Source organism: Thermus sp. (genome assembly GCF_056332225.1).
Map to the genome: position 1 here is coordinate 35560 of NZ_JBWGQW010000008.1, position 16505 is coordinate 52064.

Here is a 16505-nt window from a genome sequence, read left to right on the forward strand (position 1 = left end):
CCTTAGCTTCGTGGACGGAAACGCCCCTGAACCCCAGTACTGGGACAAGATGCGCCTGGTGGCCGAGGTCTTGAAGGCGGTGGAGGGCCCCGTTTATATCGCCACCCACGTGGACCCGGACGGGGACGCCATCGGAAGCTCCTTGGGGCTTTATAGGGCCCTCAAGGCCCTGGGCAAGGAGGCCTACTGGGTGGCCGAGCCCCCGAGGTTCCTCCGCTTCCTCCCCAAGGAGGAGGAGTACTCCGACCCCGTGGATAAGCTCCCTCCGGGGGCCACCCTGGTGGCCCTGGACAGCGCCGAGCCTTCCCGGGTCGTGGGGGTCCCCGTGGAGGGCTTCGTCATCAACATTGACCACCACGGCACCAACCCCCGCTTCGGCCACCTCGCCGTGGTGGACCCCTCCAAGGCGGCCACCGCCCAGATGGTGAAGGACCTCATTGACCTTTTGGGCGTGGGGTGGACGGCGGAGATCGCCACCCCCGTCCTCACGGGCATCCTCACCGACACCGGCAACTTCCGCTTCGCCAACACCACGCCCGAGGTTCTTCGGGTGGCGGCGGAGCTTTTGGGCTATGGGGTGAAGCTCGCCGAGCTCACCGACCGCCTCCAGTTCCGCCCCCCTTCCTACTTCCGCCTCATGGGGCAGGTGCTCTCCACCGTGGCCTTCCACTTCGGGGGGCTCCTCGTCACCGCCCACCTCCCCGAGGACGCCAAGCGGGAAGAGGAGGACTCCGACGACTTCGTGGGCCTCATCCGCTACGTGGAGGGGAGCGTGGTCTCGGTCTTCCTCCGCAAGCGGGAAGAGGGGGTGAAGGTCTCCATCCGCTCCCGGGGCGGGGTTTCGGCCCAGAACATTGCCCTGAGGCTCGGGGGCGGGGGGCACGTGCCCGCCGCCGGGGCTACCCTGAAGGGGGTGGACCTGGACCGGGCCTACGAGGTGGTCCTCGAGGCCGTCCGGGAGGAGCTCACGCGGGCGGGGTACCTCTAGGCCCCGTACTTGAGGAGCTTCCCCGCGTGGGCGAGGAGGAGGGGCATGAGCTCCACCCCCCGGAGGTGGCCGAGGCTTCCCCTTAGGGCCTCCCCTTCCGTGAAGCGCCTCGCCCCGTCGGCCCGCAGGTAGGGGGCCTTCAGGAGGAGGGGCACGGGGTGCCAGGAGTGGGCCTTGAGGAGGGCGGGGGTGGAGTGGTCCCCCGTGATGGCGAGGACGTCCGGGCCCAGGGCCAGGATCTCGGGGAGGAGGGCGTCAAAGAGCTCAATCTTCTCCACCTTCCCCCAGAAGTTCCCGTCCTCCCCCATGGCGTCCGTCTTCTTCACGTGGAAGTAGAAGAAGTCGTACCGGTCCCAGTTCTCCCTCAGGGCCTCGAGCTTCCCCTCCAGGGCGTCCCCCTCCCCCTCCACGGGGAGGACCTCCATGCCCACCAGGCTGGCCAGGCCCTTGTACATGGGGTAGCTGGCGATGGCGGCGGGGGTAAGCCCGTAGACCTCCCCCATCCTGGGGAAGCTCGGTTTCTTGGAGGCTCCCCGGAAGAGGGCCCCGTTCATCCGGGGCTCGTCCTTGAGGACCTCCTGGATCCTCTGCGAAAGCAGGTTGACGATACGGGCCGTCTTCTCCGAGGCCGGGTTTAGGGCCTGGGCCCTTAGGGGGGGTAGGCCCGGCTTCTGGGGGTCGGTGTCCGTCACCTTGTCCTCTAGCCCTTCCCCCCTGAGGATCACCAGGAAGCGGTGCTCGCTTTCGGTGTAGAAGTGGACCTCCACGTCCTCTAGGCGGGGGATGGCCTCCTTGAGCCTGGCGACGACCCTTTGGTTCTCCTCGGTGCTGGGCCTTCCCGCCCTCCGGTCCACCACCTTGCCCTCGGCGAGGGTGGCGAAGTTCCCCCTTAAGGCCACGTCCCCCTCCCGGAAGTCGGCCCCGAGGCCCAAGGCGGAAAGCGCCCCCCGGCCCACCACGTAGCGGAAGGGGTCGTAGCCGAAGAGGGCCAGGTGGCCGGGGCCGGAGCCGGGAGCGAGGCCGGGGTAAACCGGGGTGAGGAGGCCTAAGGCGCTCCCCTCCGCCAGGCGGTCTAGGTTTGGGGTCTTGGCGGCCTCGAGCTCCGTGGGGCCCCCCGGCTCCAGGGGAAGCCCCCCCACGCCGTCTAAGACGATGAGGAGGATCTTGCTCGGGGTCTTCTGGGCGAGCTCCTCGAGGACGGGGAAGAGGTCCATGGGGCCATTTTACTGGGGTAAGATGGGCGGGTATGGCGAAGGAGAAGGGCCTAACCCCCCAGAGCCAGGACTTCAGCGAGTGGTACCTCGAGGTCATCCAAAAGGCCGAGCTCGCCGACTACGGGCCCGTGCGGGGGACCATCGTGGTCCGCCCCTACGGGTACGCCCTTTGGGAGAACATCCAGGGGGTTCTGGACCGCATGTTCAAGGAAACCGGCCACCAGAACGCCTACTTCCCCCTCTTCATCCCCATGAGCTTCCTCAAGAAGGAGGCCGAGCACGTGGAGGGCTTCTCCCCCGAGCTCGCCGTGGTCACCCACGCCGGGGGCGAAGAGTTGGAGGAGCCCCTGGCGGTGCGGCCCACCTCGGAGACGGTCATCGGCTACATGTGGTCCAAGTGGATCAAGAGCTACCGCGACCTGCCCCAGCTCCTCAACCAGTGGGGGAACGTGGTGCGCTGGGAGATGCGCACGAGGCCCTTCCTCCGCACGAGCGAGTTCCTCTGGCAGGAGGGGCACACCGCCCACGCCACCCGCGAGGAGGCGGAAGAGGAGGTGCGGCGGATGCTCTCCATCTACGCCAAGCTCGCCCGGGAGTACGCCGCCATCCCCGTGATTGAGGGCATGAAGACCGAGAAGGAGAAGTTCGCGGGGGCGGTCTACACCACCACCATTGAGGCCATGATGAAAGACGGCAAGGCCCTCCAGGCGGGCACGAGCCACTACCTGGGGGAGAACTTCGCCCGGGCCTTTGACATCAAGTTCCAGGACAAGGACCTCCAGGTGAAGTACGTGCACACCACGAGCTGGGGCCTCTCCTGGCGCTTCATCGGGGCCATCATCATGACCCACGGGGACGACCGGGGCCTTATTTTGCCCCCACGCCTCGCCCCCATCCAGGTGGTCATCGTCCCCATCTACAAGGAGGAAAGCCGCGAGCGGGTTCTGGAGGCCGCCTGGGGCCTCCGCCAGGCCCTTCTTGCCCAGGGCCTCCGGGTCCACCTGGACGACCGGGACCAGCACACCCCGGGCTACAAGTTCCACGAGTGGGAGCTCAAGGGGGTGCCCTTCCGCGTGGAGCTCGGGCCCAAGGACCTGGAAGGGGGCCAGGCGGTGCTGGCGAGCCGCCTCGGGGGCAAGGAGACCCTGCCCCTCGCCGCCCTCCCCGAGGTGTTGCCCCAAAAGCTTGACGCCTTCCACGAGGAGCTCTACCAAAGGGCCCTCGCCTTCCGGGAGGCCCACACCCGCAAGGTGGACACCTACGAGGCCTTCAAGGAGGCGGTGCAGGAGGGGTTCGCCCTGGCCTTCCACTGCGGGGACAAGGCCTGCGAGCGGCGCATCCAGGAGGAGACCACCGCCACCACCCGCTGCGTGCCCTTTGAGGCCGAGCCCGAAGAGGGCCCTTGCGTCCGTTGCGGCAGGCCCTCCGCCTACGGCAAGCGGGTGGTCTTCGCCAAGGCCTACTAGGCCATGCCCCGGGTCCTGGGCCGCAGGATCTACTGGCGCTGGTACGGGGAGGTCCTCCTTTCCGGGGGGGTCCTCCTCAGGATGTCGGGGGACGCCGCCAAGTGGCTGAGGCCGGGGGAGCGGGTGAGGCTTCGCACCGAGTTCAAGAAGCCCGTCCTCGGCTTTGAGGAGTACGCCCTCGAGGCCGCCTTCCCCCTCTGGCCCCCCTTCGCCAAGACCCTGGAGCACGTTCGGGAAAGCCCCTTGGGGGGCGAGGCCTACCGCTACCGCCTTAGGGCGCGGGAGGCCACCTACGAGGGGGATTACGAGGCCATCGCCGAGCTGGAGCAGTTCCACTACGCCTCGGAGAAGGAGGTGGTGGCCCTCTGGGTCTGCACCCGGTGCCGCAAGACCCTTCCCGCCAACGCCAAGCCCCTCTGCGACTGCGGCGGGGAGGCCAGGCTCAAGGAGATCCGGGGCTCCACTCCGGCAAGCCGCTTCCTGGTGCTGGAGCTCGTGGAGCGCCTCCCCTTTGAGCCCCGGATCCTCGGCTACCTGCGCCTAGACCCCCCCATCCCCCGCATGCACCGGAGGACCCCTGGGGGCGTGGAGCGGGACATCCGGGAAAAGATCTTCCCCCGGGACTGGTTCCACCCCACCTACGAGGGCGGGGCGGACTGGGAGAAGGCCTTAGACCGGGTGGAGACGGCCGCCGCCCGCATCGCCCGGGTGGTGGTCCACCCCGACTACCGCTCCGAGGGCTTCGGGGCGCTTCTCGTGCGGGTGGCCCTGGAGTGGGCGAGGGAGCGGGGGGCCCCCGAGGGGAGGCGGGAGAAGCACCTCGTCTACACCATCGCCCAGATGGCCCGCTACCACCCCTTTTTTGAGAAGGTGGGCTTCCGCTACCTCTTTGACACCGCCTCGGGAAGGCCCGTCCTCTTCTACCCCCTCACGGAGGAGGCCGAGGCCTACCTGGAGCGCTTCCTCCAGGAAGACCCCTACGCCCGTGCCCACGGGGGGCGGCTCTATAGGCCCCGGTTCGGGCGGGTTTCGGGGCTAAAGGGCCCCATCCGCCTTGCCGGGGTCCACAAGGCCTACCGGAGCCACCTGGACCTTTCGGGGCTTTCCGAGGAGGTGCGGGAGGCCCTCCTCGCCTTCGGGGTGAAGGCGAGGCGGTTGGAGCGGGCGGTCCTCAAGGGCGTGGACCTGGAGATCCCCCCGGGAAGCCTCGTGGTCCTGGCCGGGGCGAGCGGGGCGGGGAAGACCACCCTTCTATGCCTCCTCCTGGGGGAGGCCCCGGACCTCGGGGAGGTGGCGGCCCCTCCGGGAAGGCGGGTGGCCTACATCCCCGGGGAGGTGGAGGTGGACCTGGGGGAGGCGCCCATCCTCGAGGCCGTCTACCGGAGGCTAGGGGACGTGGGGGCGGCCATAGAGGTGCTGAACCGGGTGGGGCTTTCCGACGCCGTGCTCTACCGGGCAAGGCCCAAAGAGCTTTCCACCGGGCAGAGGGAGCGCTTCCGCTTAGCCCTCCTCCTCGCCGAGCGCCCCGACCTTCTCCTCCTTGACGAGTTCGCCGCCCACCTGGACGTGCCCACGGCGAGGCGGGTGGCCCTGGGGCTGGGGAAGCTCTGCCGGGAGGCGGGGATCACCCTGGTGGCCGCCACCCACCGGCCCGAGGTGGTGGCCGCCCTGGACCCGGACCTCCTCGTCTACGTGGGCTACGGGGGGCTCACCACCGTACCTCGGAGAGGTCCACGAACATGACCCGCCCGGGCCTTTTGGGGACGTAAAGGGGCTTTTCATAGCGGAAGGCGTTCTCCAGGACCCAGGCGTAAAGGGGAGCCCCTTCGGCGTAGGCCCGGAGGAAGGCCTCCTCCGCCCGGTGCTTCTCCCGGTGGGCGAGGAGCTCCTCCACGCTGAAAGGCCCCTCCACCCCCACCAGGTCCGCCTGGCCGATGAGCCTCCCCCCGGTGACGATGCCCAAGGGGCCCCGGTGGTGGGCTTTCCGCTTGCGGATCTCCCAGACCTTCTTCCCGTCCACGATGAGGCTGGCGTAGGGCTCCCGGACGATGAGGCCGAGCTTGGGCCTTTCCACCTCCTCATTGTAGAGTGGAGGGCGTGGCGTGCCCGGAGGAGGGCAAAAGGGAGAAAAGGGCCCGGGCCCAAAGGATCCTGGAGGCCCTGGAGAAGGCCTACCCTGGGGCCCGCACCGAGCTTAGGCACGAAAACCCCTTCCAGCTCCTCGTGGCCACGGTCCTCTCCGCCCAGGCCACCGATAAAAGCGTGAACGAGGCCACCCCGGCCCTCTTCGCCCGCTTTCCCGACGCCAAGGCCCTGGCGAAGGCCACCCCGGAGGAGGTGGAGCCCTACATCCGGAAGATCGGCCTCTACCGCACCAAGGCGAAGAACCTGGTGGCCCTGGCGAGGAGGCTCGTGGAGGAACACGGGGGAGAGGTGCCCAGGGACAAGGAGGCCCTGATGCGCCTTCCCGGGGTGGGGTGGAAGACGGCCACCGTGGTGCTGGGGGCGGCCTTTGGGGTGCCGGGGATCGCCGTGGACACCCACGTGGCCCGCCTCGCCCGGAGGCTCTGCCTCTCGGAGGCCAAGGCCCCGGAGAGGATCGGGAAGGACCTCGAGGCCCTCTTCCCCAAGGAGCGGTGGGTCTTCGTCCACCACGCCCTGGTCCTCCACGGGCGCTACGTGTGCACCGCAAGGAGGCCCCGCTGCGGGGCCTGCCCCCTCGCGCCCCACTGCCCAAGCCGCGAGGTCTAGCGCCACCCCACGCGGGCTTGGGCCGGCGTGGGGGGCTATTTGGGGATTTCTGAGGCCGGGCGCGAGAAGGGGCATAAGAAAGGAGACGCTTTGCGCGAACCCTCTCCCGCCTACCGCTTTCTCTTGGCAGGCTTCCTCTGGTCCTTCGGGGGGAACCTGGTCTACTTCTTCCTCAACTTCCACCTCGAGGCCCTGGGCTTCTCCCGCCAGGCCATCGGCTTGGCCCAGGCGGTGGTCCTCCTCTCCGGGGTGGCCTTCGCCCTGCCCCTGGCCTACCTCATCCCCCGCCTGGGCTACCTGAAAAGCCTCTACCTGGCCTTTTTCCTCGCCGTGGGGAGCGGGTTCCTTCTGGGCCTGGGGCTTTGGGTCTTCCCCTCCCTGGCGGGCTACGGCCTGGCGGGGGCCCTCCTGCAGGGGGCCTCGGCCCCTCTCCTCGCCCAGCTTGTCCCCGAGGGGAAGCGGGTGGCCTTCTTCAGCCTCCAGGCCGCCCTCACCACGGCGAGCGGCTTCTTCTCCACCCTGCTTGCGGGCTACCTCTCGGACCTCCTCGGGGCGCGGTGGGTCCTCCTCTTCGCCCTGCCCTTCTTCTTCCTGGGCCTTCCCCTGGTGCGGGGCCTGCCCGCCGGGGTGGGGGAGGGCAGGCCCCCCCGCTTCCTGGGCCGGGTCCGGGCGTGGCTCAGGCTCCTTTTGCCCCAGGTGCTCATCGGCTTCGGGGCGGGGCTCGTCATCCCCTTTCTGAACCTCTTCCTCAAGGAGAAGTTCGGCCTCACCTACGGGACCACGGGGCTGGTCTTCGCCCTCTCCTCCCTGGCCACGGGGGCGGCCATGCTCCTCCAGCCCCTTCTTGCGCGAAGGCTTGGGCGGCTTGGGGCCATCGTCTTCGTCCAGGCCCTCTCCCTTCCCTTCCTCGCCGCCCTGGCCTGGGCTCCCTGGCTTCCCCTGGTCACCCTGGCCCTCCTCATCCGGGGGGCCCTGATGAACGCCGCCGGGCCCGTCTACGCCGCCTTGGTCATGGACTACCTGGCCGAGGAGGAGCGCCCCGGCTTCTTCCTCCTGGAAAGCGCCCTCTGGAGCCTGCTCTTCGCCCTGGCGAGCGCCCTTTCCGGGGCGGTGCAGGGGGCCTTGGGCCTAAGGGCCTTTGACCTCCTCTTCGGGGCCACCCTCGCCCTCTATACCTTGGGCATCGCCCTCTGGCCCTGGGCCTTCCGGGGGCTAAAGCGGGTAGACTGAGGTGCGATGCGGACGAACCTCTCCGTGGAGGAAGCCCTGGAGGTGGTCCTCGAGGCGGCTCAGGGAAAGCTTCCCGTGGAGGAGCTTCCCCTCAAGGAGGCCTTCGGCCGGGTGCTGGCGGAAGACCTCGCCTCCCTGGTGGACCACCCCGACCAGGACGACACCGCCATAGACGGCTACGCCTGCCGGGCGGAGGACACCCTGGGGGCCTCCTTAGAGCGCCCGGTGCGCCTCAAGGTCATCGGGGAGTCCCCGGCGGGGAGGCCCTTCCCCGGCGAGGTGGGGCGGGGCGAGGCCGTGGCCCTCTACACCGGGGCCCCCATCCCCAAGGGGGCGGACGCGGTGGTCCGGGTGGAGGACACCAGGCGGGAAGGAGATGAGGTCCTCCTCTTCGCCCCCGCTTCCCCCAAGGACATCCGCCCCAAGGGGGATGACCTCAGGCGGGGAGAGGTCTACCTGAGGCGGGGGGACCTCCTCACCCCGGGAAGGCTCGGCCTGGCGGCGGCCATGGGCCACCCCCGCCTCAGGGTCTTCCGGAGGCCCCGGGTGGGGGTCCTCTCCACCGGGGACGAGGTGGTGGAGCCGGGGGAGCCCCTGCCCTATGGCGGGGTCTACAACTCCAACGCCTACAGCCTCATGGGGCTGGTCCTCGAGGCGGGGGGGGAGCCCGTCCTCTTAGGTAAGGTCCCGGACGAGCCGGAGGCGGTGCTCGCCAAGCTGGAGGAGGCGGGGCCTTTGGACCTCCTCCTCACCTCGGGGGGCGTGTCCATGGGGGAGTACGACGTGGTGCGCAAGGTCCTGGAGCGCCACGGGGAGGTGGTCTTCTGGAAGGTGAGGCAGCAGCCCGGGGGGCCTCTCCTCTTCGCCAGGCTCGGGGGGCTTCCCGTCCTCGGCCTTCCCGGGAACCCCGTTTCCAGCATGGTCACCTTCTTCCTCTACGGGAGGCCCTTCCTCTTTAGGCTCCTTGGGCGCACCGACCCCCCCTACGGCCGCATGCGGGCCCGGGCCCTCACCCCCTTCAAGGGGGCCAAGGGGAAGAAGGTCTTCCGCCGGGGGGTGCTCTCCGTGGCCGAGGGGACGGTGCGGAGCACGGGGAACCAAAGCAGCGGGGTCCTCCGCTCCATGGCCTTCGGGAACGCCCTGGTGGTCCTGCCCCCCGACCAGGACGCTTCCGAGGGGGAGGAGGTGGAGGTCATCCCCTTGACTTTCGTGCCCTAGTTCACTAAACTGGAAAGGTTTACGGGCGCTACCTCCCTTTTCGGGCGCAGGTGGGCCCGGAAAGGCAGAGCATGGAGTTCAAAGACTTTCCCCTGAAGGAAGAGATCAAGGAAGCCCTCCTCAAGCGGGGCATCACCGCCCCCACCCCCATCCAGGCGGCGGCCCTGCCCTTGGCCCTCGAGGGCAAGGACCTCATCGGCCAGGCCCGCACCGGCACGGGCAAGACCCTGGCCTTCGCCCTCCCCATCGCCGAAAGGCTCGCCCCGAGCCGGGAAAGGGGAAGAAGGCCCCGGGCCCTGGTCCTCACCCCCACCCGGGAGCTCGCCCTCCAGGTGGCCTCGGAGCTTTCCGCCGTGGCGCCGCACCTTAAGGTGGTGGCGGTCTACGGGGGCACGGGCTACGCCAAGCAGAAGGAGGAGCTTGCCCGGGGGGCGGACGTGGTGGTGGCCACCCCGGGGCGGGCCCTGGACTACCTGAGGCAAGGGGTCTTGGACCTCTCCCAGGTGGAGATCGCCGTCTTGGACGAGGCCGACGAGATGCTCTCCATGGGCTTTGAGGAGGAGGTGGAGGCCCTGCTTTCCGCCACGCCCCCTTCGCGCCAGACCCTCCTCTTCTCCGCCACCCTCCCCTCCTGGGCCAAAAGGCTCGCCGAGCGCTACATGCGAAGCCCGGTGGTCATCAACGTGGTGCGGGAGGAGGGGGTGACCTACGAGGAGGAGGCCATCCTGGCGCCTTCCGACCGCCTGGGGCTCCTCTCCGACCTCCTTTACGTGAAGGCCCCCAAGCGGGCCATCGTCTTCACCCGGACCAAGGCCGAGACCGAGGAGGTGGCCGCGGGGCTCCTCCGCCTGGGCCACGCCGCCCGGGCCATCCACGGGGACCTGTCCCAGTCGGACCGGGAAAGGGTCATGCGGGCCTTCCGCGAGGGGGAGGTGCGGGTCCTGGTGGCCACGGACGTGGCCGCCCGGGGGCTGGACATCCCCGAGGTGGACCTGGTGGTGCACCACCGCCTCCCCGACAAACCCGAGACCTACCAGCACCGCTCCGGGCGCACGGGCCGCGCGGGCCGGGGGGGAGAGGTGGTCCTCCTCTACGGCCCCCGGGAAAGGCGGGAGCTTTCCGAGCTGGAAAAGGCCGTGGGCCGCGCCTTCAAGCGGGTGAACCCGCCCACCCCGGAGGAGGTCCTCGAGGCCAAGTGGCACCACCTCCTGGCCCGCCTCGCCCGGGTGCCGGAGAGGGACTACCGCCTCTACCAGGACTTCGCCGCCCGCCTCTTCGCCGAGGGCCGGGTGGAGGTGGTGGCCGCCCTCATGGCCCTCCTCCTGGGGGGCGCCCCCAAGGAGAAGAGCCTCCTCACCGGGGAGGAGGGCTGGCGCACCCATAAGGCCACGGGGCCGAGGCTCTCCCTGCCCCGGCTGGTGGCCCTTCTCAAGGAGCAAGGCCTCGAGGTGGGCAAGGTGGCCGAGGCCGAGGGGGGCTTTTACGTGGACCTCCGCCCCGAGGCCCAGGCCGAGGTGGCGGGCCTCCGCCTGGAGCCCGTAAGGAGGGTGGAAGGCCTCCTGGAGACCCCTTCCCGCCCGAGGCGCCCGGCCCGGGCGTGAGGCCACCCCATGCGGGCTTGCGCCCGCATGGGGTGGTATAAGGCCCCGCCAGGGGCGGGGCCTTGGGGTCTGGTGCGCCCGGAGGGATTCGAACCCCCGACCTAGGGCTTAGGAAGCCCCCGCTCTATCCTGCTGAGCTACGGGCGCCCACGCCTAAGGGATTCTAGCACTCCCGAAGGCCCAAGGCAACACCCGCTTTCGCGGGTATAGTCTTTCCCGGGGGAAGGGGGCTTTCCATAAGCGCTCCTTTATCCTCTTGGGCCTCGAGGCCACCTTGTGCCCGGCTTCACGGGAGCGTACCCTGGAGGGAACCATGACCGAGACCAAGGACCTCACCGCCCTTTCGGTGAACGCCATCCGCTTCCTGGCCATAGATGCGGTGGAGAAGGCGAAAAGCGGCCACCCCGGGATGCCCATGGCCATGGCCCCCCTGGCCTATCTCCTCTTCCGGGAGGTCCTGCGCCACAACCCCTTAGACCCCGCCTGGCCCGACCGGGACCGGTTCGTCCTCTCGGCGGGGCACGGGTCCATGCTCCTCTACGCCGTCCTCCACCTCACGGGCTACGACCTCCCCCTGGAGGAGCTGAAAGGCTTCCGGCAGTGGGGCTCCAAGACCCCGGGCCACCCCGAGCGCGGCCACACCCCGGGGGTGGAGGTGACCACGGGGCCTCTGGGCCAGGGGATCTCCACCGCCGTGGGGCTTGCCCTGGCGGAGAGGAAGCTCGCCGCCGAGTTCAACCGCCCGGGGCACCCCGTGGTGGACCACTACACCTACGTCCTGGCCTCGGACGGGGACCTGATGGAGGGGGTCTCCGGGGAAGCGGCCTCCTTAGCGGGGCACTGGGGGCTTTCCAAGCTCATCGTCTTCTGGGACGACAACCGCATCTCCATTGACGGCCCCACCGACCTCGCCTTCACCGAGGACGTCCTCGGGCGCTACCGGGCCTACGGCTGGCAGACCCTAAAGGTGGAGGACGCCAACGACCTCGAGGCCCTCCGCAAGGCCATCAAGCTCGCCAAGCTGGACGAGCGCCCCACCCTCATCGCCGTGCGGAGCCACATCGGCTTCGGCTCCCCCAAGCAGGACTCCCCCAAGGCCCACGGGGAGCCCTTGGGCCTTGAGGCGGTGGAGGCCACCCGGAAGGCCCTCGGCTGGCCCTACCCGCCCTTCGCGGTGCCCGAGGAGGTCTACCGCCACATGGACCAGAGGGAGCGGGGAAAGGCGCTTAAGGAAGAGTGGGAGCGGCGCCTAAAGGCCTACGCCCGGGCGTACCCGGACCTTTACCAGGAGCTCGTGCGGCGCCTAGAAGGGGAGCTTCCGCCCCTGCCCGAGGCGCCCCCGGCCTTTGACAAGCCCATCGCCACCCGGGCGGCGAGCGGCCGGGTCCTAAGCCTCCTCGCCCCCCGCATGCCCGAGCTTTTGGGGGGAAGCGCCGACCTCACCCCCTCCAACAACACCCAGGCCGAGGGGATGGAGGACTTTTCCCGCGAGAACCCCTTAGGCCGCTACCTCCACTTCGGGGTGCGGGAGCACGCCATGGGGGCCATCCTGAACGGCCTCAACCTCCACGGGGGGTACCGGGCCTACGGGGGGACCTTCCTCGTCTTCTCCGACTACATGCGCCCCGCCATCCGCCTCGCCGCCCTCATGGGAACCCCCACGGTCTATGTCTTCACCCACGACTCCATCGCCCTCGGCGAGGACGGCCCCACCCACCAGCCCGTGGAGCACCTCATGAGCCTTCGGGCCATGCCGAACCTCTGGGTCATCCGCCCCGCGGACGCCTATGAGACCTTCTACGCCTGGCAGGTGGCCCTAAAGCGCAAGGAGGGCCCCACCGCCCTCGTCCTCACCCGCCAGGCGGTGCCGCTTCTTTCCCCGGAGAAGGCCAAGGGGCTTTTGCGGGGAGGCTATGTTCTAGAGGACGCCGAAAAGCCCCAAGGGGTCCTCGTGGCCACGGGGAGCGAGGTGCACCTGGCCCTGAAGGCGAGGGCCCTCCTCCGGGAGAAGGGGGTAGGGGTGCGGGTGGTGAGCCTCCCCTCCTTTGAGCTCTTCGCCGCGCAGCCCGAGGCCTACCGGAAGGAGGTCCTCCCCCCCGGGCTTCCCGTGGTGGCGGTGGAGGCGGGGGCCAGCCTGGGGTGGGAGCGGTACGCGAGGAAGGTGGTGGGCCTGGACCGCTTCGGGGCCAGCGCCCCCTACCCCGAGGTCTACGAGCGGCTCGGCTTCACCCCGGAGAGGGTGGCGGAGGCCCTCCTTTCCCTGCTTTAGCCATGCTGGCCACCTTGCGGGAGGTGCTTCCAGGAAAGGGCCGGGCCGTGGGGGCCTTTGACGTGGTGGGTCTGGAGTGGGCCGAGGCCGTTTTGGAGGGGGCCGAGACCTTGGGCCTTCCCGTGGTCCTCAGCGTGGCCCCCCACCTGGGGGGACCTCCCCTGCCCGCCCTTGCCCCGGCCTGAGGTTCCTGGCCGAAAGCGCCCGGGTGCCCGTGGCCCTGCACCTGGACCACGGGGAGAGCCTTTCCCAAGTGGCCGAGGCCTTGCGGCTGGGCTTCACCAGCGTGATGCTGGACGGGAGCCACCTGCCCCTGGAGGAGAACATCCGCAAGACCCGCCTAGCGGTGGAGGTGGCCCGGGCCTTTGGGGCCACGGTGGAAGGAGAGGTGGGGGCGGTGCCCGGGGGGTATGGCGGGGAGGTGGACCTGGGCCCCGTGGCCTACACCGACCCCGAGGAGGCTTGGCGCTTCCTGGAGGAGACCGGGGTGGACGCCTTGGCGGTGAGCATCGGCACCCGCCACGGCCTGCACAAGGGTCCGGTCCGCCTCAACCTGGCCCTCTTGGAGGAGCTTTCCCGCCTTCCGGTCCCCCTGGTTCTCCACGGGGCCTCGAGGCTTTCCCCGGAGGAGTACCGGGCGGTGGTGGAGCGGGGGATTCGCAAGATCAACCTCTACGCCGACCTGGCCCTTAAGGCGGCGGAGACCCTCAAGGAGGGGGAGGGGGAGGACTACCTCGCCCTGGTGGCCGGGATGAAGGAGGCCCTCAGGGGGCTTGCAGAGGCCCGGATGCGGCTATGGTGGGATTGAAGGCCCTCTTCTTTGACCTGGACGGCACCCTGGCGGAGACGGAGGAGCTTCACCGGGAGGCCTTCAACCGGGCCTTCGCCGAGGCGGGACTTCCCTTCCGCTGGGACCGCGCCCTCTACGGGGAGCTCCTTTGGACCACGGGGGGCAAGGAGCGCATCGCCGCCTTCCTAAGGCGGTGCGGGGACTGCCCGGGGCTTTCCCCCGAGGCCCTGGCCCGGCTCCACGCCAGGAAGAACGCCCTTTACCACGCGCTTTTGCGGGAGGAAGGGGTGGCTTTGCGGCCCGGGGTGGCGAGGCTTCTAGGGGAGGCCAAGGAGGCCGGGATGGCCCTGGTCCTGGCCACTACCACGAGCCCCGAGAACGTGGAAGCCTTTTTGGAAAGCACGGGGCTAAGGGGGGTTTTTGACCTGGTGCTGGCGGGGGATGCGGTGCCCGAGAAAAAGCCCCATCCGGCCATCTACCTTCGGGCGCTGGGGGCCCTGGGCCTGGAGCCGGGAGAGGGACTGGCGGTAGAGGATTCCCTTAACGGCCTCCTGGCCGCCCGGGGGGCGGGGCTTCCCGTTTTGGTAACGCCGGGCCTCTACACCTCGGACCAGGACTTCTCCGAGGCCCAGGCGGTGCTGAACCACCTGGGGGATGAGGGGAACCCGGGGCTTGTCCTCCGGGGCCCCAGGGAGGGGGAGAGGGTGATGGTGGACCTGGTTTATTTGGAGGAGGTGCGGAGATGGTGGAGCACCTGATCGTGTTCAATGCCGAGGCCTCGAGGGAGGAGGTCCTGCGCATGGCCGAGGAGGCCCGGGAGGTCCTCTTGCGGATCCCCGGGGTGGTGGGGCTCCGCTTTGGGGAAGCCCTGGGGGAGGGGCCGAGGTACCGCTACTTCCTCTCCGTGGTCTTCTCGGGACCGGAGGTGGTGGAGCGCTACCGCCACCATCCCCTGCACGTGGAGTTCGCCGACCGGGTCTTTCGCCCCATGGCCAAGGACCGGATCACCACCGATTACCGGGTCCTCCTGGAGGTGCCCCCGTGCGGGAGCTGACCTACCGGGAGGCCGAGGCCAAGGCCGTGAAGGTGCTGGCGGACGGGGTGGGGGAGGGCCTCGTCCTCCTGGGGGAAGGAGGGTACTACGCCCTCTACTACTTCTTCTCCCTCTACGGCCGGAAGGCGCCCCACCCCGAGGAGACCCCTGACTGGGTGGAGGGCCCGAAGCCCTCGCCCGAGGGGTTTCGCCCGCCCTACGACCAGGCCCGCTGGTTGGAGGCCCATGGCTACACCCTCTTCGTCAACGAGTCCAAGTAGGAGGTGAGGTGTGGAGTACGACGAGCTTCCCTACGCCAAGGCCAAGGCGATGGCGGTGAAGGTGCTGGAGGACGGGTATGGGGACGCGGTGGTCCTGAAGGACGAGCGGGGCTTTTACGTCCTCTACTACTTCTACGGGTTCCAGGCCCCGCCTCCCACCGCCCTGCCCCACTGGATGGAGGGCCCCAAGGCCTCCTTGGAGGAGGTGCGCCCTCCCTACGAGGCCAAGCGCTTTTTGGAGGAACACGGGGAGCCCGACTACCTCAACGACGTAGACTAAGGGGGTGAAACGGGACGCTTTCCGCCTTCTCCAGAGCGCCGAGACGACCATCTACCTCTTCGCGGGCTTCCTCATCGCCGCCGGGGCGGCGGCGCTCCTCCTCACCGCCTTTTGGGAAGGGGTTCTTCACCTTCTGCAGGGGGATTACGGGAAGGTGGCCTTGGGGCTTCTGGACCGGGTGCTTTTGGCCTTGATGCTGGCGGAGATCCTCTACACCCTGCTTCGCTTCGCCAAGGAGGGGACCATCGAGGCCACCCCCTTCCTCGTCATCGGCATCATCGCCGCCACCAGGCGGGTCCTGGTCCTCACCGCCGAGGCGGTGGAGAAGTTCGATCTGGAAGACCCTGCCTTCATGGCGGTTCTGGCCGAGCTCGGGCTTCTTTCCCTCATGGTGGTGGCCTTCGCCCTGGCCATCCGCCTGGTCAGGACCGGAGGAGGGCAATGAGGGTCTGGGCCGCCGGGTTGGCCACCCGCTTGGGGTAAACCAGCCAGAAGTAGCGGCGGATCTCCCCCACCGGCGGGGCCAGGCGCAGGGCCCTGAGGTTGCCCACCTTCAGGTTGGGTTGGACCACCACCCGGCTCACGATGCCCACCCCGGCCCCCGCCAGCACCAGCCGCTTGGTGACCTCGTTGTTGTCGGTGTAGAAGGTGGGGTTGAGCTCTAGGTTGGCCTGTTCAAAGGCCCGCTCCAGGGCCCGCCAGGTCATGGAGCCCGGTTTGCGCACCACCAGGGTTTCCCTTTGAAGCCAGTCTGGGGGCACTTCCTCCCGGCCCGCCCAGGGGTGGTCCGGCGGGACGATGACCACCAGTTCGTCCTCGTAGAAGAGGTGCCGCTCGTAGCCTTCCCAGCGCTCCACCCCCTCCACGATGGCGAGCTCCAGCTCCCCCATCAGCAAGCGCTCCGCCAGGCGCTCGGAGCTCCCGCTTTCCAGGTGGACCCGTACCCCGGGGTGCTCCTCGTGGAACTTCTTCAGGAAGAAGGGGACCACGTAGGTGGCCATGGTGGTGGAGGCTCCCAGGGTGACCTCCCCTATCTCCAGCCGGCCCATGGCCTGGGAGATCCGCTGGAACTCCTCCAGGGCCTGCACCACCCGCCGGGCCTCGGGAAGGAGGGCTTCCCCTACCCGGGTGAGGACCAGGTGCCGTCCCTGGCGCTCAAAGAGGGGATGGCCCACGTGGTCCTCGAGGGTCCTGAGGTACTGGCTCACCGCCGGTTGGGTGATGCCCAGGGCCAGGGCGGCCCGGCCCACCCCCCCTTCCTCCACCACGGTGACGAACACCCTTAAGGCGGCAGGGTTAGGCAACTTAGAGGCTGTCGTAAAAGGGTGGTATCCTTAAGGGGTGACTCTCAGACGATCTTACCCCAGCGACCTCAGCGATGCGG

18 protein-coding genes and 1 tRNA gene are annotated in these 16505 nt (G+C 69.2%); 15 read left to right on the forward strand and 4 right to left on the reverse strand.

The window, feature by feature from the left end; all coding sequences use genetic code 11:
* Positions 1-10 precede the first annotated feature (10 nt).
* Positions 11-988 (forward strand): DHH family phosphoesterase, encoded by a 978-nt coding sequence (locus AC01Y6_RS03000; RefSeq protein ID WP_428719648.1) that lies wholly within the window; start codon positions 11-13, stop codon positions 986-988.
* On the opposite strand, the gene AC01Y6_RS03005 is transcribed toward AC01Y6_RS03000, so the two are convergent.
* Complete coding sequence (locus AC01Y6_RS03005; protein WP_476670160.1) at positions 985-2202, reverse strand: 2,3-bisphosphoglycerate-independent phosphoglycerate mutase; 1218 nt, start codon at positions 2200-2202, stop codon at positions 985-987. The genes AC01Y6_RS03000 and AC01Y6_RS03005 overlap by 4 nt on opposite strands.
* A 32-nt stretch (positions 2203-2234) precedes the next feature.
* Here AC01Y6_RS03005 and proS point away from each other — a divergent pair, with 32 nt between their 5' ends.
* Together proS and AC01Y6_RS03015 are read left to right on the forward strand one after the other, a co-directional pair.
* On the forward strand, positions 2235-3668 hold the full coding sequence (gene proS / locus AC01Y6_RS03010) for a proline--tRNA ligase (protein WP_476670161.1): 1434 nt from the start codon (positions 2235-2237) through the stop codon (positions 3666-3668).
* Between the two features lie 3 nt (positions 3669-3671).
* Positions 3672-5411 carry a GNAT family N-acetyltransferase gene (locus AC01Y6_RS03015; RefSeq protein ID WP_476670163.1) on the forward strand — a complete coding sequence of 580 codons (1740 nt, stop codon included), beginning with the start codon at positions 3672-3674 and terminating at the stop codon, positions 5409-5411.
* On the opposite strand, the gene AC01Y6_RS03020 is transcribed toward AC01Y6_RS03015, so the two are convergent.
* A complete protein-coding gene (locus AC01Y6_RS03020) occupies positions 5377-5742 on the reverse strand; it encodes an ASCH domain-containing protein (RefSeq protein WP_476670164.1) in 366 nt (121 codons plus the stop codon). The two genes, AC01Y6_RS03015 and AC01Y6_RS03020, sit on opposite strands and share 35 nt — an antisense overlap.
* A 14-nt stretch (positions 5743-5756) precedes the next feature.
* Between AC01Y6_RS03020 and nth the strand changes: the two genes are divergently transcribed.
* From nth to AC01Y6_RS03040, 4 genes are all read left to right on the forward strand, one after another.
* The gene (gene nth, locus AC01Y6_RS03025) at positions 5757-6419 is read left to right on the forward strand and encodes an endonuclease III (protein WP_347240486.1); all 663 of its coding nucleotides are present in this window, start codon (positions 5757-5759) and stop codon (positions 6417-6419) included.
* 90 nt (positions 6420-6509) lie between these two features.
* On the forward strand, positions 6510-7649 hold the full coding sequence (locus tag AC01Y6_RS03030) for an MFS transporter (RefSeq protein WP_347240487.1): 1140 nt from the start codon (positions 6510-6512) through the stop codon (positions 7647-7649).
* Positions 7650-7655: 6 nt separating this feature from the next.
* Positions 7656-8867: a molybdopterin molybdotransferase MoeA gene (locus tag AC01Y6_RS03035; RefSeq protein WP_476670166.1), complete on the forward strand. Its 1212-nt coding sequence runs from the start codon at positions 7656-7658 to the stop codon at positions 8865-8867.
* Between the two features lie 71 nt (positions 8868-8938).
* On the forward strand, positions 8939-10468 hold the full coding sequence (locus AC01Y6_RS03040; protein ID WP_476670168.1) for a DEAD/DEAH box helicase: 1530 nt from the start codon (positions 8939-8941) through the stop codon (positions 10466-10468).
* A gap of 70 nt (positions 10469-10538) precedes the next feature.
* Here AC01Y6_RS03040 and AC01Y6_RS03045 read toward each other — a convergent pair.
* Positions 10539-10615, reverse strand: a tRNA-Arg gene (locus tag AC01Y6_RS03045).
* A gap of 166 nt (positions 10616-10781) precedes the next feature.
* Between AC01Y6_RS03045 and tkt the strand changes: the two genes are divergently transcribed.
* Genes tkt through AC01Y6_RS03085 form a run of 8 tightly spaced genes read left to right on the forward strand, consistent with a single transcriptional unit; the run spans position 10782 to position 15566 of the window.
* Positions 10782-12737, forward strand: coding sequence for a transketolase (gene tkt / locus AC01Y6_RS03050; protein ID WP_476670169.1), 1956 nt, complete (start codon positions 10782-10784; stop codon positions 12735-12737).
* Positions 12738-12739: 2 nt separating this feature from the next.
* A complete protein-coding gene (locus AC01Y6_RS03055; RefSeq protein ID WP_347240491.1) occupies positions 12740-12922 on the forward strand; it encodes a hypothetical protein in 183 nt (60 codons plus the stop codon).
* Positions 12923-12945: 23 nt separating this feature from the next.
* Complete coding sequence (locus AC01Y6_RS03060) at positions 12946-13545, forward strand: class II fructose-bisphosphate aldolase (protein WP_428720189.1); 600 nt, start codon at positions 12946-12948, stop codon at positions 13543-13545.
* Positions 13533-14285, forward strand: a complete 753-nt coding sequence (locus AC01Y6_RS03065) for an HAD-IA family hydrolase (protein ID WP_428720190.1) — start codon at positions 13533-13535, stop codon at positions 14283-14285. Before AC01Y6_RS03060 ends, AC01Y6_RS03065 begins: the two co-directional genes overlap by 13 nt.
* Positions 14270-14581: a Dabb family protein gene (locus AC01Y6_RS03070; protein ID WP_476670171.1), complete on the forward strand. Its 312-nt coding sequence runs from the start codon at positions 14270-14272 to the stop codon at positions 14579-14581. The genes AC01Y6_RS03065 and AC01Y6_RS03070 overlap by 16 nt, the downstream gene beginning before the upstream one ends.
* Positions 14569-14841: an annexin VII gene (locus AC01Y6_RS03075; RefSeq protein WP_428720191.1), complete on the forward strand. Its 273-nt coding sequence runs from the start codon at positions 14569-14571 to the stop codon at positions 14839-14841. The genes AC01Y6_RS03070 and AC01Y6_RS03075 overlap by 13 nt, the downstream gene beginning before the upstream one ends.
* A 10-nt stretch (positions 14842-14851) precedes the next feature.
* Positions 14852-15121 (forward strand): hypothetical protein, encoded by a 270-nt coding sequence (locus AC01Y6_RS03080; protein WP_347240496.1) that lies wholly within the window; start codon positions 14852-14854, stop codon positions 15119-15121.
* Positions 15122-15125: 4 nt separating this feature from the next.
* Positions 15126-15566: a phosphate-starvation-inducible PsiE family protein gene (locus tag AC01Y6_RS03085; protein WP_347240497.1), complete on the forward strand. Its 441-nt coding sequence runs from the start codon at positions 15126-15128 to the stop codon at positions 15564-15566.
* On the opposite strand, the gene AC01Y6_RS03090 is transcribed toward AC01Y6_RS03085, so the two are convergent.
* Positions 15544-16401: a LysR family transcriptional regulator gene (locus AC01Y6_RS03090; RefSeq protein WP_476670172.1), complete on the reverse strand. Its 858-nt coding sequence runs from the start codon at positions 16399-16401 to the stop codon at positions 15544-15546. The two genes, AC01Y6_RS03085 and AC01Y6_RS03090, sit on opposite strands and share 23 nt — an antisense overlap.
* Between the last annotated feature and the right edge of the window lie 104 nt (positions 16402-16505).